A 23,511-nucleotide genomic window follows, 5' to 3' on the forward strand; every position below is an offset into this window, starting at 1 on the left:
TCAGAGTACATTAAGCTATTTCCGAGCAATCAGCGGTTAACTGCTCACTGGTTTGCGGTGGCCTACCCAACGCTTCGTGTTTTAAGCGGTGCCCAGTCAAGCTTTCAATTTGTTGTTTAAATGTATCGCTTCCCAGTACTAGTCCTCTTCGAGTACCGCTTTGAATTTTATCAATGTCAGTTTGAGGCAGTTCATCATCGAACAGAACGCGGTAAGCGGCAAGACGCTGGTTTTCTGAAGCTCCTAAATTTAGGTATACAGGATGAGGACTGTGCAGTGACGAAGGTGTGCCTAACGCATTTATTCTGTAGCTTGACCATTTATATTCAACCGGCTTTTCGACCATGTTCGCTCTTACAGGGTTCAGCTCGATATATCTATAAACCGTGAGAAGATATTCGTCGTTAGAGACCAGACTGGAATGAAACCTTCCTTCCCACAACGTTCCAGAGCGCTCATATTTGTGGTTAAAGTACCTCACATACATGCGGCCAAGCGCTTGCATCATTTTGCTTACGCCAAGGTTATCAAGCTTAGGAGTGCAAAGTAAATGAACATGATTGGTCATCAATACCCAAGCATGTATGTCTACATCAAATTTTGCAGAGAACTTTTTAAGCCAGCTAATATAAGCGATGTAGTCGTTTTCACACTTAAAGCATATTGAGCGATTGTTACCTCTTTGGATGACGTGTTGAGGATAGCCTGCGGGAGCCAAACGAGGTTTCCTTGCCATAATTTCACCAAATTCCTTTCTATATTCTCTCTAATAAAATGAGTGAACTGAGTAAAGGCTACAACCCTGTACCTATCAAAACTGGTCTAACGGGCAAGCTGGAAGAATGAAATGAATGGCTTGTTTGGCTCTCCTAAATTAGAAAATGTACTCTGACCCCATTATTCATATCCCCAGGAGGCGCTTGGCGTTGCTATAGGATTTTCGAGATCAAAATCTACCTGTACTTCGCGGTCAGGGCGAATTAGTCGATAGCTAAAGCGGCTAGGGTAGATCATCATTTGCCAGACGTTATCCGTTGATGCTGCAATTCCCGATTCTATAAATAACGCTTTTGAATATACATCTGCAGGAAACGACTGCACTTGGGGGAACCCTTCATCTACTGTGTGGCCGCCATACATGGTTGAAGAATGAAAGCTGCCATCTTCATTTCTATGGTCGTGCTTCAGCATAAGACCCGCGCCGGTTTTCGTTAGAATCCAAGTGCGAGATGCATCGTCTCCCACGTGAAAAGGAATTTGAATTTCAGAATCTGTACACTTTCGTACGTGCATAACAAGCTTCGCATTACCGAACGTATTACCCGCATTGTCTTTGCTAACTTTGCCCTGAAATGCTTTACCGCAGTGGGCCTTTATCGCATTAAAAAATGCATCGTGAGTAGGAATCGAGACCAACGGTGCCTCTTTAGCAAGCGCAGCATTGCTTATTACAGCAAGCCCAAGTAAGACATACGCACAATACTTTTTCATTTCTTAATTCATCATAGCAAGTTGATACAGGCTTAGCAGTGTAACCCATCTGAGTAATGGGGTCAGAGTACTTTATTGATAAAGCTCATGGCGTGAAGTGTGATTAGGAGAGCGGCGGTATCACTTGGTGTAGCCGTTGGGTTGCTAAGCAGAAACACTCGGAAAAAATGTACTCTGACCCCATTTTTTTATGAGGGGGCAGTTCAATACTTGAAGTAATGGGGTCAGAGTACTTTATTGATAAAGCTCATGGCGTGATGTGTGATTAGGAGAGCGGCGGTACCACTTGGTGTAGCCGTTGGGTTGCTTCGCGGAAAAACTCGCAAAAAATGTACTCTGACCCCATTTTTTCTGAAGGGGCAGTTCAAAACTTGAAGTAATGGGATCAGAGTACTTTTTTGATAAAGGCTGTGGCGTATTGTGCAATAGAGAGTGGCGGTATCAGTTGGTGTAGCTGTTGGGTTGCTACTCGTAAACACTCGCAAAAAATGTACTCTGCCCCCATTTTTCTGAGGGGGCAGTTCAATACTTGAAGTAATGGGGTCAGAGTACTTTATTGATAACGCACATGGCGTGATGTGCGATTAGAAGAGAGACGGTATTACTTGGTGTAGCCATTAGGTTGCTTCGCGGAAAAACTCGCAAAAATGTACTCTGACCCCATTAATTTTGAGGGGGGGCTATCTGGGGGAGCAGGGAAATGTGCTCTGACCCCATTTTTTGGGGTGTATAAGTGGTCGAAACGCATATGTATTCGCAATATAAATATTGCTGATAGTTGCGGCGTGTTAGCTTAGCAATACATTCAGCGTTTAATTTTCAGGGCAAAATAATCACATGAATAAATCAAAACAACTGTTTACGCTAATTACCTCAGAAGGTGAACTTCAGGTATCGTTAAAAGAAGTTGATGTTCCAGAGCCGAAGCCGCACGAAGTGATTGTGCGTATGGAAGCATCTCCTATTAACCCGTCAGATATGTGGCCTATGTTTGGTCCAGCAAGCCTAGATAAAGCGACCTTCGATACAGATAAAAGTGCGTTGGTTGCGCCGGTGCATAAGCCTTTGTTAAATCGTATTAAGTCGCGTTTAGACCAGACTCTGCCTATCGGAAACGAAGGTGCAGGTACGGTTGTTAAGGCGGGTGATAGCCCGGAGGCACAAGCTTTAATGGGCAAAACCGTATCTATTCTTACTGGTGCAGCGTATACCGAGTATGCCTGTGTGCCTATGCAGGCATGTTTGCCTCATCTAGAAAGCACAACGCCACAACAAGCAGCGTCGTCATTCGTTAACCCACTGACCGCGCTAGGTATGGTTGAAACCATGCGTATGGAAGGCCACAAAGCGCTAGTACACACCGCAGCGGCATCGAACCTTGGGCAAATGCTGAATAAGATTTGTTTAGAGCAGGGCGTAGAGCTTGTAAATATTGTTCGCAGTCAAAAACAGGTGGATATGCTTAAAGAGATCGGCGCGAAAATAGTGCTCGACTCAAGTAGTGAGAATTTTAAAGCCGAACTTTATCAAGCCATCGACAGCACGGGCGCAACACTAGCGTTTGACGCCATTGGCGGTGGTGAGCTAGTTAGCGATATCCTCACTATGATGGAAGCGTCGGGCAGTAAAGATGCAAAAGGCTTTAACACTTACGGCTCTGACAGCAATAAACAAGTGTATATCTACGGCGGCTTAGATTTCTCGCCTACTACTTTGAATCGCGCTTACGGCATGACGTGGAGCATCGGTGGTTGGCTATTAATGCGTTTCTTAGGCAAGCTTGATAAGAAGCGTGTAGGCGAGCTTTACCAAAAAGTTGCTACGGAAATTAATACTACCTTTGCGTCGTCCTACACCAAAGAACTGAGTCTTGAGGAGGCATTACAGCCTGAGAATGTGGCGCTTTATAACGCTAAAAAGACCGGTGAAAAATACCTGATTGTGCCAAACAAGGGCTAATCAGCGCAGCGTTTAAATACGGCATTTTCAGCTAAACTTTGATTAATAAAAGGGTCTGTTGATCTTTGATGTACAAACTTCGGTTTAAAGTACATCAAAGGGCTACAGGCCTTTTTTGTATTCGTTATCATCCAGCTGCAAAGAAGCTTAAAATGATGCGAAGTAACCAGTAACCGATATAAAAGGTATTTGAGACAGCATGCCTGAAGGCCCAGAGATTCGTCGCGCTGCAGATAAAGTTGAAGCGGTGATAAAAGATATCCCCCTAGAGAAAGTAGAGTTTGGATTAGCTCAGCTAAAACCCTATGTTAAACAGCTAGAAGGCGAAAAAGTCTTGCGCATGGAAACCCGCGGCAAGGCGCTAATTACCCATTTTAGCAATGGGCTCTCTATGTATTCACACAATCAACTCTATGGCGTGTGGCATACCTGTAAACGCAACGAAATACCGGGTACTACCCGCCAGCTAAGGGTAGGGCTTCATACCGAAACACACAGTGCTATTTTATATAGTGCGTCTGACATTAGCATTTGGCCAACACAAACTATTCATGAACACCCTTTTTTACAAAGAGTTGGACCCGATGTACTCAACAATTCGGTGTCAGAAGAGTTGGTATTAGAACGTTTACGTTCAAAAGCTTTTTATAACCGCGCACTAAGCGGTTTATATCTGGACCAACGCTTTTTGGCAGGTCTGGGCAACTATCTTCGCAGCGAAATATTGTTTGCAGCAGGTGTTCACCCCACACTTAAACCCTCTCAGTTAGGTGATGAGCAGCTACGCAGCTTGGCACATCACACCTTAGCAATATGCAAACGCAGCTATGAAACCGGTGGCTATACCGTGTACACAGAACTACGCGAAGTGCTTGAAGCAAAAGGCGTTAACTTTGAAGGTACGCGGTTTATGGTGTTCGACAGGGAAGAGCAGCCTTGTAGAGTCTGCGCCACTCCAATAAAACGCCAAACGTATAACGGGCGACGTCTTTATTGGTGTAGCCAGTGCCAGGCGAAGTGAACCACATCCCCGTTTTTTGATGATCAAATAATAATCTGTTTGACTTGTCTCCAATTACGATTAATTATGTCCGTAACTGGTTACGGAGTTTTGTGAAGTGAAGTCATTTAATGAATTGGGGCATATTGCATTAGGTACTGCCTTACGTCAGTTAGCCGCGCAGGTGTCAAAGGATGCGGAAAATACTTATGCGAAATTTGGGTTTGCGATAGAGCCAAAGTGGTTTCCAGTATTTTACGTGCTCGCGTCAAAAGGTGCTGATTCCGTCGTGAATATCGCTAAAGAGATAAATCATTCTCACGTGTCGGTGAGTAAAATCGTAAAAGAAATGAAAGCACGCGACCTAATTGAAAGTTATAAATCGAGCGACGATTCGCGGGTTACGCTGGTGGCGCTAAACGATAAAGCGAAAGCGATGGTGCCCAAAATGGAAAAGCAATGCGATGCCATAGACGCTGCTATGCGCGAACTCAAGGAAGAAACGGGTATCGATTTATGGGAAGCGGTGAGTGTAGTTGAACGGCACCTTCGATATCGCCCAATTAGTGCAAGAGTGGACGGTGACTCGCCTGATATTAAGGTAGTCGATTATGCGCCAAAGTATCGCGAGGCATTTAAATCGCTCAATGTTGAATGGATAAGTAAATATTGGGAATTGGAAGAGCCCGACTTTAAAGCGCTCGACGACCCTGAAGGCTACATTTTGAATCAGTCGGGTGTGATATTGATCGCGTTAGATAAGGGCGAACCCATAGGCTGCTGTGCACTTATTAAACAAGCTGACGATATGTTTGAACTTGCCAAAATGGCGGTGTCTCCCAAAGCTCAAGGCAAAGGGGTAGGGCTGCTGTTAGGTAAAAGTATTGTCGAAAGAGCGAAACTGATGGGTTTAAAGCGGCTTTATTTAGAGAGCAATTCGGTACTTAAGCCCGCAATACGTTTGTACGAAAAGATAGGGTTTAAGCACATTAAGGGGGCGTCATCGCCTTATGCGAGATGTGATGTGCAGATGGAGCTTTATTTAAATAAGTAATTGTTACCGTGAAGTGCAGCGATAAGTAAAGCCACACAACACCACGGTCACTGTCTTGGTTTAACTGGAGGTTCGATACTGTTGCCAAAACGGATAACTCTCAGCTTTCAATGTAAAATGATAAAAAGCTGAGACGCATTCAGTCCATTCTTGCCAAAAGACGAGTGTGCGCCTTGTTAACCGCACACTCACATTTTCACTTAAATATTCACTCAAAAGCTATCGGGCTGAAAGTATTATTACTTTCTTTGTGAGTAATAATGCTGCTCTCTGCCTTCGTTTACCATTTTTACATCGGCGCAGTATTCAGAGACCGGCCTTATCAGTAACCTAGGAATGCCAATGGGTTCTCCGGTCTCCAAGCAGTATCCAAAAGACTTGTCTTTTATTCGTCGCAACGACTTATCGATTTTAGGAAGTAGCTTTCGCTCCCTGTCCAAAATTCGAAGAGAAAGCCTGGATTCTTCTTCATACTGCGCCCGATCAACTTCATCGTTTATCTCAGGAGGTTGGCTTAACGATGCCTTCATCTCTTCAATATGAGCCATGGTTTGCTGTTTTAAATCGTTGAGCAATGCCTGAAAAAATTCAAGCTGCTCATCGTTCATGTAGTCGTCTTCACTGGCGGCAAGAAGCGCTTCTTTAGTCAACGTTTTACTCATTTCAGCTCCACTAAGGCTTGATGAAACCAGCCTAAAACCTGCTTATAGTGTGCCTCGCCATACAAACGTAGGAATTGCTTTGTATGCTGATCCTTCATGTTCGAAAGCGCCGCTATCCGTGATTCTAAAAACGCTTTGTCTAACGTTATGCCACAATCGCGGACAATACAGTTTTGCCATTCAACGAAGTTAGACGGTATTACCGGTGAATTCATGAGGCCTCCTGTTAGTCGAGTTTGGTTTTAAGCCCTCTGCGAATAAGCAGAGCATCTGTTGTTGGCGCTTTTCCTCGAAATGCTTTATAAGACTCCATCGGGGGACGAGAATTGCCGGTAGATAAGATTTCCTTTCTATATTTCATACCGTTTTCTAACTTTAATCCGCCGAGTTCTTGCATATAAGCAAAGGCATCAGCGGCTAAAATTTCACTCCACATATAGGCATAGTAGCCAGCGGAATAGCCGCCACCCATTGAATGTGCAAAGAATGCTGATTTATAACGAGGTGGTACATAAGACAAGCCAACATTATGTTTATCGAGAGCTTGGGCTTCAAAGTCTTGGACATCTTCAGGCGTCTGCTCGGCAGAGATAGAATGCCACTCCATATCAAGCAGTGCCGCAGACATATATTCCAATGTGTCATAACCCATATTGAATGTACGTGAACGAATCACCTTTTCCAGCAGAGCCTCTGGAATAGGCTCGCCAGTTTCGTAATGTTTGGCATAGTTTGCAATAACGTCAGGGTGGGCTGCCCAGTCTTCTTCGAAGGTAGAAGGGAACTCTACATAGTCTCGCGAGACAGATGTGCCGGCCAACGTTGGGTAATTTACGTCTGATAGCATGCCGTGAAGTCCGTGGCCCATTTCATGGAACATGGTAGTAACATGATCGTAACTGACTAATGTAGGCTCGCCATCAGGCGCTTTGTTTATGTTCATTACATTAACCACAACAGGCTTTTGCGAGAGCAATTTCGACTGTCCTACGAACGAACTCATCCAAGCTCCACCGCGTTTATCTTTGCGAGAAAAGTAGTCGGCATAAAAAATCGCTAAACTGTCACCATTTACATCAAACAGCTCGTAAGCCTTTACATCAGGGTGGTAAACCGGCAAATCTGGACGGGGCTTGAAGCGCACTCCGTACAATTTATTCATAGTGAAAAATACGCCATCTTCAAGCACGCGATTAAATTCGAAGTATTGTTTCACCTCGTTTTCATCTAGCTCGTATTTAGCTTGTCTTACCTTTTCTGCGTAGAAAGCCCAATCCCAAGGTTTTAGTTCGAAGTTATTACCTTCCGCTTCAATCATTGCTTTAATGTCAGCGGCTTCTTTTTCAACGTTTTTAAGCACAGCGGGCACCATACTGCCTAGCATGTCGTATACAGCGCTTGGCGAACCGGCCATTTGCTTGTCTAGGCTGTAGGCCGCCCAGCTATCAAATCCAAGCAATGCTGCTTTTTGTGCGCGCAGTCCTGCCAATCGGCTAATAATTTTGGTGTTGTCGTATTCCCCAGATTGGTTTCGGTATGCTGATGCTTCCCACACTTGCTGGCGAAGTGCTCTATTTTCTAGTGAAGTAAGGACAGGTTGACGAGTAGTGTTCGTGATACTTAGAAGATACTTGCCTTCTTTATCAGCAGCTTTAGCAGCATCTGATGCGGCCTTTATTTGGCGCTCTGACATCCCTGACAGCTGCTCTACGTCATTTACTACCACCGCAATTTCAGATGACTCTGCCAGTAGGTTTTGAGAAAACTGCGTGGTTAAGGTTGAATGTTCTTCGTTTATTTCACGTATCTTCTGTTTATCTGATTCATTGAGTTTAGCGCCAGCGCGAACAAAATCAGAGTAATACTCTTCGAGTAGTCGGGTTGATTCAGTATCTAACTCCAACGCGTCGCGCTGGTTGTATAGCGTTTCAATACGCTTAAAAAGCGCACTATTTAAATTAATGGTATCGCTGTGAGCCGCCAGCTTTGGCGCTAGAATTTTTTGGATTTCTCTGCGTTCAGGCGAGCTATCTGTTCCTACTAAGTTGAAAAATACTCGGCTAGTTCTGGTGAGTAAACTTCCGCTTTTTTCAAGCGCTAGCAGCGTATTATCAAAGGTGGGGGCGTCAGGGTTAGACGCTATTTTTTCTACTTCTTGTAAGTGCTGTTCCATTCCTTTTTCAAATGCAGGAATGAAATGCTCGTCCTTTATCAAATCAAATTGCGGCGCGCCGTAAGTCAGTGAACTTGTCATAAACAAAGGGTTCGTCTGCTCTGCTTTTACTGAGTCTGTCTGCGTTGTGGCAGTCTTATTCATTGTTGACGCCTGTTCGGTGCAGCCTGTTGCCAAAAGTATAGAAGATATCGTGGCTGAAATAAGGAGCTTTTTCATAGGGTTCCTAAATTTTTAGGGTAATTAACTGTCTTTGAGTGTAATGTTATATTGTAACAATTGTCAATTGTGAGAAAGTGCGAAGAAATTAAAGGGAGCGATAGAGGTGCTGCTGGGTTACGCCTTGAATAGCGATCTGCTAGTTTTCTTTGAATAAAACTTAACGTGCTTCTCGTTTTACAAACATGAACACTAACATTACGTTTAAGCCAAATATGGCAATGCACAACGACCCAATAGTGGCATCTCTGAAGCTAAAGAATTGAGCCACGGTGCCTGCGCCAATGGTGCCTAGCATCATACCCACCCGAGTGGCGTTTGAATAAAACGCTGAAGTGAATCCAGTTAAGTCGGGCGCTTGTTGTTGCAGTAAGGTCAATCCAATACCAGCATATAAACCGTAGAACAGCGCGTTCAATATTTGAAGGGTCAATAACTCCCAACTTGACTGAGAAAAGTACACGCCAACGTAAAAGCAACAGCCGAAAATAAACGCCACAGCCATGATACCCGCAGGTGGGAACCGTCGGGCTAATTTGGCTGCTAGCAGCATGGTAGGTATTTCAAGTGCTGCCACAACCCCCATCATTAGCCCAGGCAAATTTTCCGGCAACCCCAGTTCATTCATTACGTACAAAGGCATGGATGATAAATACATGACATTGCCTGCCATTCCGGCAAGTATGGCTAACCCCACAAGCCAAAACGGCAGTGATAGCGAGCCTTTAAGCGTTGTATTGAGTGACTTTTGATTGGCTTTTTGAGGCGGCACAACGTTCACCACAAAAAGCGTTGCAACAATCACACATGCAATGGCCACCGAGAAGGACGCTGCGAAGCCAAAATTGGCAACCAGCGTAAATGCCAGCGGCGGACCTACTACCCAAGCGAGAGAAATGGCAGCGCGAACTTTTGAGTTAAATGCGGCTAAGTCGATGTCTTGGTTTTTTGCCCATAATCCCGAAACGGTCAACATTTGAGACACGGCTCCAGCGCCCACCGACATAAATAAGACGCCTGCAAGAAATACGTGCCAAAACTGTTTGCTAAAGATAAAGGCGACCATGGCAATGCCCACGCAAATCATGGTTAGCCCGTAAAGGCGATTTGCGTTAAAACCTTTGTCTGCCAAGTGCCCGAGGTACTGACTGATCACCAACCCTGATAGCGTAACGGAAACCATATAAATACTTATATAAATAGGCTCAACGTTGATCTCATCAATGAGGAAATAGCTCATCAGTGGCGTAACAAACGACGATGTTAGGCCAGTTAATAGACTTAACAGTAAAAAAGGAAGTTGTGGAGAGAATGCGTGACGCGATGACATGAGGATACGAGCTCCGAGGGACTGTTAAACGTGGTTGACCGAAATTCGTAAAGAAAAGGTCGCAGCCCTTAATAACGAGGGCGCATTATAAGTGCTGCGTATCTCATGTCTATGACAAAGCTTTTATTAGTTATGCCGTTTTAAATACTTAGTTTACTTCATGCGCCCAGGCCAATAGCGCTTTTTAAATTTAAAGAAAGCTCGCAATTTCTCTAAGCGACTTTTTCTGCATGGCGTGTGCAGGAATTGTGGCGTTATCCGCCGGATAACCTGCAATAATCAACATGTAAGCACGCTCGTTATCAGGCCGTTGACAGACTTCGGTTAAAAAATTCATTGGCTTTGGTGTGTGGGTCAAAGTTGCCAAACCTGCGTTGTGGAGTGAAGTAATAAGCATACCCACTGCGATACCCACCGATTCGTGCACATAGTAGTTTTGGCTTTTTTCGCCCGATTCTGTCTCTCCAAACTTTTGACTGAATACGGCAATAAGCCAAGGCGCGGTTTCCAGATAAGGTTTACTTGCGTCAGTGCCTAACGGCTTTAAATCATCTAGCCACTGTTGCCCAGCACGCCCATTATAAAAACCGCGCTCATGCGCTTCAGCCTGTTCGCGTATTTGTTGTTTTACTTCGGGCGACTGAATGGCGGCGAAATGCCAAGGCTGATGATTCGCTCCACTGGGTGCGGTGCCAGCAGTCAAAATACAGTTTTCGATTACCGTTTTATCAACGTGCTTGTCACTAAAGTGACGAATACTGTGGCGGCGCTGCATGGTTTTCAAAAAATCTTCGCTTCGGGAAAGCATTTGCTCTTCAGGGTACTCAATGAAATCACTGAGCGGAGAATGGTCGTGAGGCTGCATTTATAATCTCGTTTTTCTGCTTTTTTACTACTCTATCGTTAGTGACGGGTTATTAAAAATAAAAACGCGCTAACTAGAGCGTGTTATTTACATCGAAGTAAAAAATAGCGTAAACAAGTATGCACAATAAAAAAGCGACTCACTCAGGCAAAAGTGAATCGCTTTGGTGCAATTTGTTGGTAGTAGAAAATGCTGTTAGTGGCGTTTGAACGGCGGACGAGTGCCGCGTTTTTGCGTGTCAGTTTGCTCTTCTAGCATTTCAAGTTGGGCAACGTCATACACAGGCATCATGGTTGTCACTCTGCGATACGGTGGCTTACCGCGCATAATGACTTCTTTCACTTCTACGTATTCAATAGCTTCTTGCCCTACTGATTCCAATTGCGCTACATCGTTAACCGATAAGCTTACGATCTTGCGTTTAAATGGCGGCTTTCCTGAATAATCAACTACTTGTACATCAACCGTTTCATCAGTTGATGATGTCATAGCTTGCGCTGCGTTTGCAGAAAAACCAAGTGAAACAGCCGTAATTAATGAACCCAATACATAGCGTAATTTCATGTCGTGTCCTCTCGTTGACATACTTACCTTTCTACATTGTATGAGCGAAAAAGTTCTAAACAATGACGATTGGTGATAGGTGATTGCTATCACCTAATTGGATATAGAGAATTTGAGTAATCAAGAGGATAGAGAGCAGTTGAAAGAGAAGCTACTGCGTTGAAAACGGAGTGTTTAACGATGGTGCGGAATGGATGGTTTTGTGCACTATTATGGTGCTTTGGCACCGCCTGGTATTGTAGAGTTTCGGTAAAATCAATCATTTACCCTTTGGTCTTTATCTTGCTGTCAATCAACACCTATGTAAAGAGTCGACAAAGGGTGTATGTGCGGTGAGTGTAAAATTTAAAATCCCCTTATTTTTTCTGCTAACTTTTTGGTTAGCGTGCACATCTGCCGTGTCAGCGATAGAGCAAAATATTCCTCTTTCACAAAGCAAAGGCGGAACACTGTATCTAGAAGCGACCCTAGAATCGAACATAAAGGCTTCGTTTCTATTAGATACGGGTTCAAGCTTGTTAACCCTCAATCAAGCTACGTTCGATGCGCTAACAAGAAATCAAAAGCTTCTTGCCACCAGAACCTCTGCTGCCAGAATGGCAAATGGAAAGATCGTTAAAATATCTCAGTATCAATTAAACTCGGTTCGTATAGGAAATACGTGCGAAGTGGGGCCAGTGGAAGTGGCCGTGCTTCCCAAAGGGAACAATATTTTAGGTATTAATACGTTGCTTAGGGTCGCACCTTTAACTATAACACCAGACGCTGTGATTTTAGCCGGGTGTGAATAGCGTGAATGATTCACTTTTGTTTGGTTAAACACCAACAAAAAAGCGAACCCGAAGGTTCGCTTTTAAATTTGCTTTTCGCTGGAAGATTAAATTAATCGTCGCACTCGCTAACGTCGCCGCCCATTTGCTCTTTCATTTTTACGCAAGCTTCATAAGCTTTTTTCGCTGCGGCGTCTTTAAATTCGCCTGCTTTCTCAGCCGTTGCGTCGTATGCGTCAGAGGCCATTTTCTTGCCATCTTCGTATGCGTCTGAAGCCATCTCTTTGCCGTCATCAAAGGCATCAGAAGCCATTTCTTTACCTTCTTCGTAAGCTTCAGAGCTCGCGTCTTTGGTTTTATCCCATGAATCTGCAGCACTTTCTTTTGCGCTGTCATATGCGTCTGCTGTCGCTTCGCCCGCTTTTTCCATCTCTTTTTTTACTTCGCTTTTCGTCTCTTCGCTAGACTCAGTACAGCCCATTAAAGACAGTAACAGTGCTAACGCCATTGCTTTAGTTTTCATTGTGAAGCTCCTTTTGCTGGGATAGTGGCTTGTTTCAAAGCCGGTCAACATGGTGTGTTCAAATATCCATTGTAAACGTTCAAAATGCCTGCCGCTTTATTGTCATATTCGGCAAGCTGAATATTCGACGAGACCAGTCTAGCCTACTTACCTGATAAAGTGTAAGTAGACTTTATGAGGAAAAATGAAAGGTTTATAACCAAAAACAAGCCTAGCTAAGATTGAACAAAGAAGTTGGATACCCTGTTCTGCAAAGCGTGATGTGGGTTACTCTTCTGGGCCTTGTGTGGTGAATATAAGATGTCGACGCATATCTTTTAACACTACGCCTTTTTTAAGCAGCGCTGCGCTTAATTTTCGCTGCCACTTCTTTAGCTCGGGCTCAGCGTTTGACACCGCTTCTTTATTTTCGAATTGAAAGCGAAGCAGTAAAGAGCCGGGGAATTGGTGATACTGAACGTCAAACCAACACTGTTGCATACCTTTTAACTCTTCAAGCGCTTGTGCTTCAAGGCTATCGGCTACACTAAAAACCAGTGCTTGCTGTTTGAGTTGAACGGCAGAGAGTTTTTTCATTACAACTGCTTCTCTATAGACACTTCAACGCTCTCGGTGACATCTGCACCTTCAATGGTTAGCCACATTTGCCCATCTTGAATAGTAACCTGTATTTGCATAGAGCGATGAACAGCATTGGCCAAAGTAGCGGCAAGCGACTCTGGCAAGGTAAAAACTGATAAGTTCTTTTTGGTTTGTAGCTTGTTATGTTCTTTCTTCCACCACGCGTCGAAGCTGTTGTCGGCGTAGGAATAAATCATCATTTGTTGGCTTTGATTGCAGCCCTTTTTGATGCGCTGTTCAGAGGGTTGGCCTAACTCAATCCACAGCTCTATTTCATCGCTAAAACTCTTTTGCCATAAATCTGGAACGTCGTCGTCAGACAGTCCTTTGGTAAACTGTAGGCGTTCATGAGCATTAACAATAAACGCAACCACGCGCAGCATCATTCGCTCGTCATTTTCAGAAGGGTGACGGGCAATAGTAAGGTTGTGGTCGTTATAGTAATTGCGATCCATATCCGTTATGGATATGTCAGCTTTAAAAATGGTCGCTTTAAGAGCCATGGTGTTCCTGCTTTGTTCTTAGGAGGCTTGAAGTTAACCCCGTGTGCTATGTAAAAAAGTGGCATAGCAAGTTTTGGCGCTATAGTAGCAGTAAAAAGCAAATTTCGCTGTAGGTGAGTAGCGCCCAATACAAGTATTTGTCGGTTTATTTATTGGTGCGCGAAATTTCTAGTGAGGCTTCTCGGTCATATTGGACATCGCGCAAAGCGCGGATAACCAAAAACTAAACAAACAAAAATGAAAACGGAGAGGGTTGATGAAGAGACTAGTAGCTATGGCGATGTTAATGTTCGCCTGTATAGCAGGCGCATCAAATGCGTATGCTTTGGAGCGTGGCACTATTGCAGAAGATGCAGATTCAGTAACGCCGTTGCTTAATGGTCAAGTGGTGCCTAAAACAACACTTAAAATGGCAGATGGCTCGCCGGTAAGCTTACAAGCGCTTACTATGCAAAAGCCCAGCATTGTACTTTTTTATCGCGGCGGGTGGTGCCCGTATTGTAATGAGCAGCTTGCCCAGCTTAAAGATATTGAAAAAGACTTGGTGGATATGGGCTATCAGATTTTGGCCATTTCACCTGAATCACCAGCGCGCTTGCAAGAGCAAAAGCTTGAAACAGAATTCTTGGTTACGCTTTTATCCGACGACAAACTAGACACTATTCGTGAGTTCGGCGTTGGATTCTATTTAGATACTGTGACTGAGTTAAAGTACAAAACCTATGGCATTAACTTAACAAAAGATGAAGGCGGTAATAGTGTTTTACCAGCACCCAGCATCTTCATGCTCAATAAAAAAGGGCAGGTTTTGTTTAGCTATGTTAACCCAGACTTCAAAGTTCGCCCGTCGGCAGACTTAGTTTTAGCGGTTGCGAAAACCCTTAAAAAAGAAATGTAATGCGAATAGCCTTACCAAGGCGTTGTTCTTGGTAAGGCATGCCAAAAGAACTTTATGATATCGAGCACTACATTTCATCGTGTCTAATATTGATTAAGTTAGATTCGCACGTATTTGACTGTCATAACGAGCTGTACTTAACCATTTACCAAGTCACCCTATCTCAAAATATCAAAGTGTAAGGTGTAAGCATTTACACTGAGATCAATGAAGTGATGTGCGCGGCTAGACGTTTAGGTTCAATATAAGTGTCGCCTTTACAGTTTTTCACGACGCTTAATAGCTGAGTAAGTAAGTGTTTATTCGCTACGTTCCGCTGACATATAGCGTGAACGGTATTGAGTTCAAGTGTACTTGCTAATGCGTACACACCTTTCAAATTGCGATTTATTAGAAGCGCGTTTAAAACGCGGTTAGCGGTGTATCGACGCCACGCCATATGAAAGCTGTCGAAATCGCACGTTAAGTCAACAGTTAACGCCACATGAAGCGCCCAAGACAATGGGCGAAAGTGTAAAAGATGTTCGGTTAGTAAGAATATTTCAAGTGCATGGTCAACAAACAGTGACGGCTTTGCAGTTTCACTTAGCTCAATAATGGGGAATAGCCCTTCAGCAGCGAACATAGACTCTACGAATTCAAAGGTGTAATACCCGTTACCATGAAGAGCAAGAAGGCACGTCTCAATTTCATCGAGAAGCGCTTCATCGAGGGTATTAGCAATGTCTTGAAGCGTTAGGTTATCTAAAAACTTCGCAATGTTCGGGTAGAGGGCATTAATCTCAGCCCATTTACTTTCTTTTGAATGACGTAAGGCCCTCTGATATTTGAGAACGTCGTCATGCCGTGTTAAATCGATTTGGGTGTGCAATTCGTTTCTCGAATAAATCCATCCTGCCCAAGCTATCATTGGCGAGTCCGCTAATCCGAGTGCGTGGAGCTCATTGAGCGAAGAACCTAATGAGCATACCGCTTCCACCAAGCCATGGGCAGCCTTTACATCATTCCCCATAAAATCGGGTTCTTCTTGCATATGTTCGAATGAATACACGCCATTACGCCAGCCTGCTAAATAGCAGCCTTCTATACATTTTCCGCACATGACTGTGCTCCTGTTAGTGTTTTTTGGTGATAACGAAGAGTCATGTTGCTCTTTGGTGGTATTTAGCCTGTGTGACAAGGCGCACGCCAACGAGCAACTGGCTCGTTGCTACTGAAAGTTATGAAAAGTAATCAAGAAAAGCATCGATAGAGTGAAGTTAGATGCCAAGAGCGAACTTAAAACAAATTTTGTTTCAAAAAAAGCACTGTTTTGTCCCGCTATAAAAAAGTTATTTTCTGCAAGAGTGCGAGGTTTACAGCGCCAAGTGGTATAGTAGGGCTTACGCCTTAACTCATCGTATTTCCATGATAAATAAAAACTTTCCATTACTTGATTTACATCGTCATTTAGATGGCAATGTGCGTCTGCAAACCATTCTGGAGCTTGGTCAGCAATTTAACATTTGTTTGCCTGCTTATTCGTTAGAGGGCTTGCGACCGCATGTTCAAGTAATGGAGATCGCCCCCGATTTGGTGTCATTTTTAGATAAGCTTACTTGGGGCGTTAAGGTGTTAGGCAGTCTCGACGCCTGCAAACGGGTGGCGATAGAGAATGTAGAAGATGCGGCTAAGCAGGGTATTGACTACACAGAGCTGCGTTTTAGTCCTTATTTTATGGGTGAAAGTCACGGGCTACCAACTCAAGGTGTGGTTGAGGCCGTGATAGACGGTGTAAAAAGCGCAACTAAAGATCACGATGTTAAAGTTAATCTCATCGGTATTTTGTCGCGTTCTTATGGCGCAAAAGTATGTCAGCATGAGCTAGATTCAATCTTGGCCTGTAAAGCGCATATAACTGCAATTGATTTGGCGGGTGATGAAAAAGGCTTTCCTGGCAACATGTTCATAGAGCACTTTACAAAAGTGCGCCGCGAAGGGCTGCCTATCACAATTCATGCAGGTGAAGCAGTAGGCCCACAGAGTATTTGGCAAGCCATTAACGACTTAGGTGCTGTGCGAATAGGGCACGGCGTTAATGCTATTAATGATGCTAAGCTAATGGACTATTTGCGCGACAACCGTATTGGTATTGAAAGCTGTTTGACCAGCAACGTATTGACGAACACGGTCACATCATTAACTGAGCACCCGTTAACAACCTTTTTGGATCACGGCATACTCGCCTGTCTGAATACTGACGACCCGGCAGTTCAAGGTGTAGAGCTAGATCACGAATTCTCCGTTGCAGCTAAGCAAGCTGGTCTTATGCCTTCTCATATTAAACAAGCGCAAGAGAATGCGCTGGCAATTGCTTTTTTAAGTGAAAGCGAAAAAGCCGCACTTAAGCGCAAAGTAAACTAATCCCAAAGATAAAAATCGTGCCGTGGTTAAGCGGACAGTAACATTATTTTGATTAATAATGCCACCGGTGGCATTATTGTCGTGATGTGAATATTTTGTTTCTTAAACGTAATAAGTTACGACTTAAATAATGGAGCTTTTATGCTGCGCTTTATACCTGATGTTGACCGTTCTATGAGTAGCTACCCCAGCCGTTTCACACACCGCCGGGCTTTGGGATGGGTGGCGTTTATTGTGACCCTTCTAACTTGTTCCTGTGCGTCGGCATCTACTGACGAAGACTGGAAAATTGCTGAACAGATTGTAAATCAGATCCAGCTGCCCACTATTCCAAACGAAAAATTTGTGGTTGATGTGAGTGATACTTCACTAAGCGCAGCGCGAGCGCCAATTCAACGTGTAATTGACACGGCTTCTGCCAGCGGCGGCGGTATTGTTGTTGTGCCCAAAGGAACATGGCAAGTAGACGGTCCTATTCGTCTTAAAAGCAAAGTGAATTTGCACCTAGAGGAGGGCGCTACTCTGCTGTTTTCCGGCGACCCTTCGCACTACCTACCGGTGGTTAAAACCCGTTGGGAGGGTACTGAGGTATTTACCTATTCACCGCTAATTTATGCGCTAAATGTGGAAGATGTGGCCATTACAGGTAAAGGTACTATCGACGGAAATGCCCAATCGGCGTTCATTGGCTGGTATGAGAAACAAAATACAGATATGCATGCGCTTCGTAAAATGGGGTTTGATGGCGTTCCGGTAGAGAAGCGTCAGTTCGGCGAAGGGCATTACTTACGCCCTCCGCTTATTCAGTTTTTCCACGCCAAGCGTGTGCTGCTTGAAGATTATACAGCCCTGAATTCCCCGTTTTGGGTTAATCATCTGGTTTATACGTCTCATGCTACGGTGAGACGAGTGAAGGTAGAAAGTCACCTGTACAATAACGACGGGTTAGATATTGAGTCGAGCCAGTTTGTGCTTGCTGAAGATAATCACTTTAGAACCGGTGATGACGGTATCGTTATTAAGTCTGGCAGAGACGCAGACGGTCGAAATATAGGTATACCTAGCACAGACATTGTTGCACGAAACAATGATTTAGGCGGGGAAGACGGCATTGGTCTTGGTTCGGAAATGTCTGGCGGCATTAAGCGCGTATTTTTCGAGAACAATGTCTTGCATGAGGGAGACTCAGCATATCGTTTTAAAAGCAACTTAGACAGAGGCGGGCGCGTAGAAATGGTTCGAATTAGAGGCAGTAAAGTGGCTTCGTTTAAGCACTTATTCTGGTTCCAGCTAAACTACCCAAGTAATTTACACGGTAATTTTCCGGCTACCTATACCGACATTATTATTGAAGATTTAACGGTAGAAAATGTAGGAACGGTTTTGGAAATTCACGCTCCGGACGCAGCCCCTGTGCATAACGTTAAATTCAAAGACATTAAAATTAAGGAAGCAGAAGAAATTCTTATCCTAGAAAATGCCGACGATATTAGCTTTGAAAATGTCACCATAGGTGAGCAAATCTGGAACGGCACGTTTTCTTCGCAGCACATTGAATCTGTTACTCGCTAGAAAACAGTTTAAACGCGATAGGTTGTTCGCATTGGTCGTGTATTTTTGATAATTTATTGACGACTCCCTTAAGAGATATGGATTGTGAACCGAAACTTTGCTGTCAAAATACTGCTAATACTAGAGATTGTGTTGCAATCGTTTAATGCAGTGTCAGCTTTGTTATACGCTCACCAAGTCGATGCACAGCATCTTGAGACGGTTCACGATCATGCCTCTGACACGAAAAGTGTTGCTGAAAATCAAGTTACTGACGTGGGTGATGATGATCACAACATAAACGATTGCCATCACTGTGGACATTGCAGCGGCAGTCATTTTTCTTGGGTTTTAGTAAAAGCCTATTCTCCAAACATTGCTTTTGTTAACTCGGGAAAAATTCTCAAAGAAGGGGCTTCTCCCTTTCGAATAAGTGGTTTCATTTACCGCCCTCCCATTGCTTAACGTTTGAACTAATTGGCCCTTTGGCGCCGTGGAAAAAATTTAGTTAAAACAAACGTTGAGATCATTATGAAGAACTCTAAAACGGTCGTAGGCGCAGTCCTGACGACATTGTTGTGCGTGCCTGTCAGCCGCGCAACTACAGCGATAGAAAACGACAAGAACATTGATGCACCTATTCAGTACTACCTAGCACATGAAAGTGGCTCGCATCAGCATGAGAAAGCGCACGAGCCTGAGGAAAATCATAAGCCTGAGGTAAGTCATCAATCTGAGGTGAATCACCAGCCTGAGGAGGTAGCCCTTACAGAGCAGCAAAGGCAACTTGCAGGCGTTCAAACCTCCGTAATAGAACCTCGTATTTATAACCAACGCGTTTACGCGCCTGGTGAAGTAAAAGTAAATGGATACTCAAGCTCATTGGTGTCTCCTCGGACTGATTCGGTAGTGATTAGTCGACACGCGGCGCTTGGGGATGAAGTGGAAAAAGGGCAGGTGCTTGTCACCTTGTTCAGCGAAACCATTGCCCAGTCTCAAGCCGAATTTCTTATTGCTTCATCCAATTACAGTCGGGCAAAAAAGCTAGACAAAAACACCATAAGCGAAAGCGCGTTAGTTGAAGCTGAGAATCGTTACAAAGCGAGCTACGGAGAGCTAATTGCATTTGGACTTACTCCTAACGCGATTTCAAGCATCACTGCTTTAGATGTTGACGCTTTCGGTCAGTATGAGCTTGTCGCCGTGCGCGATGGCGTGGTGTTGCAAGACAACTTCATGCAAGGGCAAAGGGTGTTAGCTGGCGAAACAGTCATGTTGCTGGCAGACGAGAGCGACATTTGGATAGAGGCCAGCTTGCCAGCCACTAGCACGTTTCCTGTTAAGGTAGGCGATACGGCGCAAGTCATATTTAACGGTGAGCATTTTACCGCGCAGGTTATTCAACAGTCGCACATTATCGACCCACTTACCCGCACTCGCACTGTCCGCTTAGCTATACGCAATACCACCCATAGCCTTCATGCCGGTATGTTCGTCGACGTACTGTTTAGTGTGTCCACTCCATCTCCTGTAATGGCAGTACCTGAAACTGCAATGGTGAGAAGTAACGACGGAGACTGGGTTATCTATGTTGAAATCGAAGCGTCGGGGGCATTTACCCCTGTTGAGGTACAGAGAGGGGAAGCGCTAGGCGAATATCGACGTATAGAGGGCGTAGAAATTGGAACGCGGATTGTTACCCACGGTGCATTCTTTGTCGCCTCTGAACTAGTGAAAAGCGGATTTGATCCGCACAACCATTAGGAGGCCAATTATGTTTAATCGAATAATAGATTGGTCGGTAGACAATAGTATTTTAGTGGTTGGGCTGCTGTTAGGCATAATTGCGGGGGCGGCGATGCTTTTGCCGTCGCTGAATTTGGACGCTTTCCCTGATGTAACCAATGTTCAGGTAAGCGTGAATACCGAAGCTCCGGGGCTTGCCGCAGAAGAGATTGAGCAACTTATTACCTACCCAATTGAAGCTGTAATGTATGCGTTGCCTGATGTTGAAGAAGTGCGCTCCATCTCTAAAACCGGGCTCTCAGCGGTTACCGTTGTGTTTAAAGAGGGGACCGATATTTACTTTGCCCGTCAGCTTGTTTTCGAGCGCTTGCAAACAGCAAAATCCTTCATTCCTGAAAACGTAGGAACGCCAGAAATGGGGCCAAATACGTCTGGGCTAGGTCAAATTTATCAATACTCCCTCATTTCAGATGACGGTGCGAAATATGATGCAATGGCGCTGAGAAGCCTTAACGACTGGGTAGTAAAGCTGCTACTTATGCCCGTAGATGGCGTGACAGATGTGCTGTCGTTTGGTGGGGAAGTTCGCCAGTACCAAGTGAACGTAGACCCGTCAAAGTTACTTGCTTATGGGTTATCTCAACAGGACCTTGTTACAGCGTTGCAACGCAATAACACTAATGTTGGCGGGTGGTATCTTGAACGGGGGCAAGAACAACTTGTTGTGCGTGGAACGGGGTGGTTGGCAAGTGGTGAGCAGGGAATTCACGATATTGAGCAGGTGCCGGTAAAAACGGTAGATGGCGTGGTGGTAACTGTGTCTGATCTTGCTGATGTTAAAACAGGGCCTGAAATACGACAGGGCGCGGTCACTCTGTCTCAAAGGGCATCTGATGGCAAGGTAGAACAGTTTGGTGAAGTGGTAACAGGCATAGTATTAAAACGGATGGGGGCTAACACCAAAGCTACCATTGATGGTATAAATTCAAGAGTTGCGCTTATTAATCAGGCGTTACCTGAAGGGGTACGCTTCACACCTTTTTATGATCAGGCAAACCTGATTGAAAAAGCAATTTCTACCGTAGTTAAGGCATTGACCATCGCCTTTGTTTTTATCACCGTCGTTCTCGCTCTATTTTTAATGAACGTGGGCGCAACGTTTCTTGTGCTCATCACTATTCCAATCGCGATAGCAATGGCGTTGGCCATCATGGCTTTCATGGGGCTGTCTGCAAATTTGATGTCGCTTGGCGGAATAGCGGTGGCTATTGGTATGTTAGTAGACGGTTCCGTTGTGATGGTTGAAAACATCTTTAAGCGATTAAATGCAAACACTTCGAGCTCGCATGAAGATGCCCAATCTTTCAAATCATCTGTAAAACTAGCGGGGAAGGAAGTCGCCAGACCTATCTTTTTCGCTGCATCGATAATTCTAGTGGTCTTTGCTCCTTTGTTTAGTTTTGAGGGAGTAGAAGCCAAGCTTTTTCAGCCTATGGCTATCAGTATTATGCTTGCTGTACTTTGTGCCACTGTCGTTGCGCTGTTCTTCGTTCCTGCCTTAGCCACATTTCTATTCAAGCGAACTAGGAATGTGAAGCCGAGCGCTATGTTGATACCTGTTGAGCGCGCTTATCAACGGGCACTTTCTTTTACGTTGCTGCATACCAAGTGGCTAATGTTAGTGGTTGGTCTGCTTCTGGTTTCTGCTGTTGCCCTTGTGCCAAAAATTGGCACCGAGTTTGTTCCTGAGCTAGAAGAAGGAACAATAAACTTGCGTGTTACCTTGGCACCGTCTTCAAGCCTAGAGACTTCATTAGCGGTAGCCTCAACGCTAGAAGAAAAGCTGTTGGCGTTTCCCGAAGTAACTTATGCGCTAAGTCGTATAGGCCGTGCTGAAATAGGCGGCGACCCAGAACCGGTCAACAACATCGAAATTTACGTCGGGTTGAAACCTGTTTCAACGTGGCAAAGCGCGAGAAATCGTGATGAGCTACAGCAAAAAATGCAGGCTGAATTGTCGCAGTTCCCCGGCCTTCTACTTAACTTTTCTCAGCCTATTGCCACCCGTGTAGACGAACTGCTTTCCGGTGTGAAAGCACAGCTAGCCGTTAAATTATTTGGGCCAGACTTGGCTGTTCTAAGTGCTAAGGGACGAGAAATAGAGAGCGTTATTCAAAACGTAAAAGGAACAAGAGACGTGGCGATGGAACAAATTGTGGGGGAAGCTCAGTTGGTTATTGCTCCTGACAGACAAGCGTTATCACGCTATGGCTTATCGGTGAGTGACATAATGGAAGTGGTACAAGACGGGGTAGGAGGTGTAGCCGCAGGTCAAATCATTAACGGAAATGAACGCTACGACATTTACGTTAGGTTAAAAGAAAGCGCACGAAAAAGCAGCGACACCATAGCAGATATTCGACTTCAATCGCCCAGTGGTGCCTGGCTTCGTATTGGCGATGTGGCATCGGTATCTTATGAATCCGGGCCTCCGCAAATACGCCGAGATGACGTTCAGCGTCGCGTAGTGGTGCAAGCTAACGTCCAAGGAAGAGATATGGGCAGCGTGGTTCAAGAGATACAAAGCGCCATATCATTAAGGGTGGATTTGCCCGCGGGGTACACGGTTCAAATAGGCGGGCAGTTTGAGAGCCAACAGCGTGCTCAGAAAAAATTGTCGCTCATCGTGCCGCTTTCTTTGGTATTGATTGCGGTGTTGCTTTACCTCGCGTTTAATTCTCTGGGTCAAGCGATGCTCATACTGATTAATGTGCCTCTTGCCATCATCGGAGGCGTGTTCTCTTTGTACTTATCCGGCCAATATCTGTCAGTACCAAGTTCAGTCGGCTTCATAACACTATTTGGTGTTGCCGTTTTAAATGGCGTAGTGATGGTGGAAAGTATCAACCAACGGATGAAAAGGGGGATGACTGTTGAAAGCGCTGTTTTCACTGGTGCTACATCCAGGCTAAGGCCGGTTCTGATGACGGCGGTAACGTCTGCACTAGGGTTGGTACCCATGTTGATGTCAAACGGTGTCGGCGCTGAAATTCAGCGGCCGCTCGCAAGTGTTATCGTAGGTGGGCTGGTTACTGCAACGCTTTTAACACTTTTTGTGTTACCTGCCTTGTACAGCGCATTTTCGCCCAAACAAGCGGCTAATTAATTGTGGGCGAACC

22 protein-coding genes are annotated in these 23,511 nt (G+C 44.7%); 10 read left to right on the top strand and 12 right to left on the bottom strand.

Translation table 11 applies throughout. The features are described from left to right. Positions 1-10: 10 nt before the first annotated feature. Positions 11-736 carry a transposase gene (locus tag BZA03_RS06405; protein WP_110288275.1) on the bottom strand — a complete coding sequence of 242 codons (726 nt, stop codon included), beginning with the start codon at positions 734-736 and terminating at the stop codon, positions 11-13. A gap of 161 nt (positions 737-897) precedes the next feature. Continuing rightward, entirely contained in the window at positions 898-1,491 is a 594-nt protein-coding gene (locus BZA03_RS06410; RefSeq protein WP_110288276.1) for a hypothetical protein, read from the bottom strand. An 837-nt stretch (positions 1,492-2,328) separates the two neighbouring features. Here BZA03_RS06410 and BZA03_RS06415 point away from each other — a divergent pair. From BZA03_RS06415 to BZA03_RS06425, 3 genes are all read left to right on the top strand, one after another. Continuing rightward, positions 2,329-3,450: a zinc-binding dehydrogenase gene (locus BZA03_RS06415; RefSeq protein WP_110288277.1), complete on the top strand. Its 1,122-nt coding sequence runs from the start codon at positions 2,329-2,331 to the stop codon at positions 3,448-3,450. Between the two features lie 199 nt (positions 3,451-3,649). Continuing rightward, the gene (gene nei / locus BZA03_RS06420) at positions 3,650-4,471 is read left to right on the top strand and encodes an endonuclease VIII (protein ID WP_110288278.1); all 822 of its coding nucleotides are present in this window, start codon (positions 3,650-3,652) and stop codon (positions 4,469-4,471) included. Between the two features lie 97 nt (positions 4,472-4,568). Then, on the top strand, positions 4,569-5,504 hold the full coding sequence (locus BZA03_RS06425; RefSeq protein ID WP_110288279.1) for a helix-turn-helix domain-containing GNAT family N-acetyltransferase: 936 nt from the start codon (positions 4,569-4,571) through the stop codon (positions 5,502-5,504). 239 nt (positions 5,505-5,743) lie between these two features. Here the strand turns inward: BZA03_RS06425 and BZA03_RS06430 are convergent, their stop codons facing one another. From BZA03_RS06430 to BZA03_RS06455, 6 genes are all read right to left on the bottom strand, one after another. Continuing rightward, positions 5,744-6,166 carry a TraR/DksA C4-type zinc finger protein gene (locus BZA03_RS06430; RefSeq protein WP_039228088.1) on the bottom strand — a complete coding sequence of 141 codons (423 nt, stop codon included), beginning with the start codon at positions 6,164-6,166 and terminating at the stop codon, positions 5,744-5,746. Further along, the gene (locus tag BZA03_RS06435) at positions 6,163-6,381 is read right to left on the bottom strand and encodes a hypothetical protein (protein ID WP_014979965.1); all 219 of its coding nucleotides are present in this window, start codon (positions 6,379-6,381) and stop codon (positions 6,163-6,165) included. Before BZA03_RS06435 ends, BZA03_RS06430 begins: the two co-directional genes overlap by 4 nt. An 11-nt stretch (positions 6,382-6,392) precedes the next feature. Then, positions 6,393-8,558, bottom strand: coding sequence for a M3 family metallopeptidase (locus tag BZA03_RS06440; RefSeq protein ID WP_110288280.1), 2,166 nt, complete (start codon positions 8,556-8,558; stop codon positions 6,393-6,395). 160 nt (positions 8,559-8,718) lie between these two features. Beyond that, complete coding sequence (locus BZA03_RS06445; protein ID WP_110288281.1) at positions 8,719-9,888, bottom strand: sugar efflux transporter; 1,170 nt, start codon at positions 9,886-9,888, stop codon at positions 8,719-8,721. A gap of 190 nt (positions 9,889-10,078) precedes the next feature. Continuing rightward, complete coding sequence (locus tag BZA03_RS06450) at positions 10,079-10,753, bottom strand: nitroreductase family protein (RefSeq protein WP_110288282.1); 675 nt, start codon at positions 10,751-10,753, stop codon at positions 10,079-10,081. Positions 10,754-10,948: 195 nt separating this feature from the next. Then, positions 10,949-11,317, bottom strand: coding sequence for a hypothetical protein (locus BZA03_RS06455; protein ID WP_014977175.1), 369 nt, complete (start codon positions 11,315-11,317; stop codon positions 10,949-10,951). Between the two features lie 332 nt (positions 11,318-11,649). Here BZA03_RS06455 and BZA03_RS06460 point away from each other — a divergent pair, with 332 nt between their 5' ends. Continuing rightward, positions 11,650-12,108 (top strand): TIGR02281 family clan AA aspartic protease, encoded by a 459-nt coding sequence (locus BZA03_RS06460; protein WP_110288283.1) that lies wholly within the window; start codon positions 11,650-11,652, stop codon positions 12,106-12,108. A 91-nt stretch (positions 12,109-12,199) separates the two neighbouring features. Here the strand turns inward: BZA03_RS06460 and BZA03_RS06465 are convergent, their stop codons facing one another. The 3 genes from BZA03_RS06465 to BZA03_RS06475 all read right to left on the bottom strand — a co-directional run bounded on the left by BZA03_RS06465 (position 12,200) and on the right by BZA03_RS06475 (position 13,734). Further along, positions 12,200-12,610: a late embryogenesis abundant protein gene (locus BZA03_RS06465; RefSeq protein ID WP_039228102.1), complete on the bottom strand. Its 411-nt coding sequence runs from the start codon at positions 12,608-12,610 to the stop codon at positions 12,200-12,202. A gap of 267 nt (positions 12,611-12,877) precedes the next feature. Further along, complete coding sequence (locus BZA03_RS06470; RefSeq protein WP_110288284.1) at positions 12,878-13,186, bottom strand: hypothetical protein; 309 nt, start codon at positions 13,184-13,186, stop codon at positions 12,878-12,880. Beyond that, the gene (locus tag BZA03_RS06475; protein ID WP_039232321.1) at positions 13,186-13,734 is read right to left on the bottom strand and encodes a YaeQ family protein; all 549 of its coding nucleotides are present in this window, start codon (positions 13,732-13,734) and stop codon (positions 13,186-13,188) included. The genes BZA03_RS06470 and BZA03_RS06475 overlap by 1 nt, the downstream gene beginning before the upstream one ends. A gap of 256 nt (positions 13,735-13,990) precedes the next feature. Between BZA03_RS06475 and BZA03_RS06480 the strand changes: the two genes are divergently transcribed. Next, complete coding sequence (locus tag BZA03_RS06480) at positions 13,991-14,632, top strand: peroxiredoxin-like family protein (protein ID WP_110288285.1); 642 nt, start codon at positions 13,991-13,993, stop codon at positions 14,630-14,632. A gap of 193 nt (positions 14,633-14,825) precedes the next feature. Here the strand turns inward: BZA03_RS06480 and BZA03_RS06485 are convergent, their stop codons facing one another. Further along, the gene (locus BZA03_RS06485) at positions 14,826-15,734 is read right to left on the bottom strand and encodes a hypothetical protein (protein ID WP_110288286.1); all 909 of its coding nucleotides are present in this window, start codon (positions 15,732-15,734) and stop codon (positions 14,826-14,828) included. 305 nt (positions 15,735-16,039) lie between these two features. Here BZA03_RS06485 and add point away from each other — a divergent pair, with 305 nt between their 5' ends. From add to BZA03_RS06515, 5 genes are all read left to right on the top strand, one after another. Continuing rightward, positions 16,040-17,035 carry an adenosine deaminase gene (gene add, locus BZA03_RS06495; RefSeq protein ID WP_110288287.1) on the top strand — a complete coding sequence of 332 codons (996 nt, stop codon included), beginning with the start codon at positions 16,040-16,042 and terminating at the stop codon, positions 17,033-17,035. Between the two features lie 141 nt (positions 17,036-17,176). After that, entirely contained in the window at positions 17,177-18,607 is a 1,431-nt protein-coding gene (locus BZA03_RS06500) for a glycoside hydrolase family 28 protein (protein WP_110288288.1), read from the top strand. 84 nt (positions 18,608-18,691) lie between these two features. Continuing rightward, positions 18,692-19,051: a hypothetical protein gene (locus tag BZA03_RS06505; RefSeq protein ID WP_110288289.1), complete on the top strand. Its 360-nt coding sequence runs from the start codon at positions 18,692-18,694 to the stop codon at positions 19,049-19,051. A gap of 66 nt (positions 19,052-19,117) precedes the next feature. Further along, entirely contained in the window at positions 19,118-20,350 is a 1,233-nt protein-coding gene (locus tag BZA03_RS06510) for an efflux RND transporter periplasmic adaptor subunit (protein ID WP_258364595.1), read from the top strand. Between the two features lie 10 nt (positions 20,351-20,360). Further along, the gene (locus BZA03_RS06515) at positions 20,361-23,498 is read left to right on the top strand and encodes an efflux RND transporter permease subunit (RefSeq protein ID WP_110288291.1); all 3,138 of its coding nucleotides are present in this window, start codon (positions 20,361-20,363) and stop codon (positions 23,496-23,498) included. Positions 23,499-23,511 lie beyond the last annotated feature (13 nt).

It is taken from the genome of Alteromonas sp. I10 (genome assembly GCF_003201515.1).
Classification (GTDB): domain Bacteria; phylum Pseudomonadota; class Gammaproteobacteria; order Enterobacterales; family Alteromonadaceae; genus Alteromonas; species Alteromonas macleodii.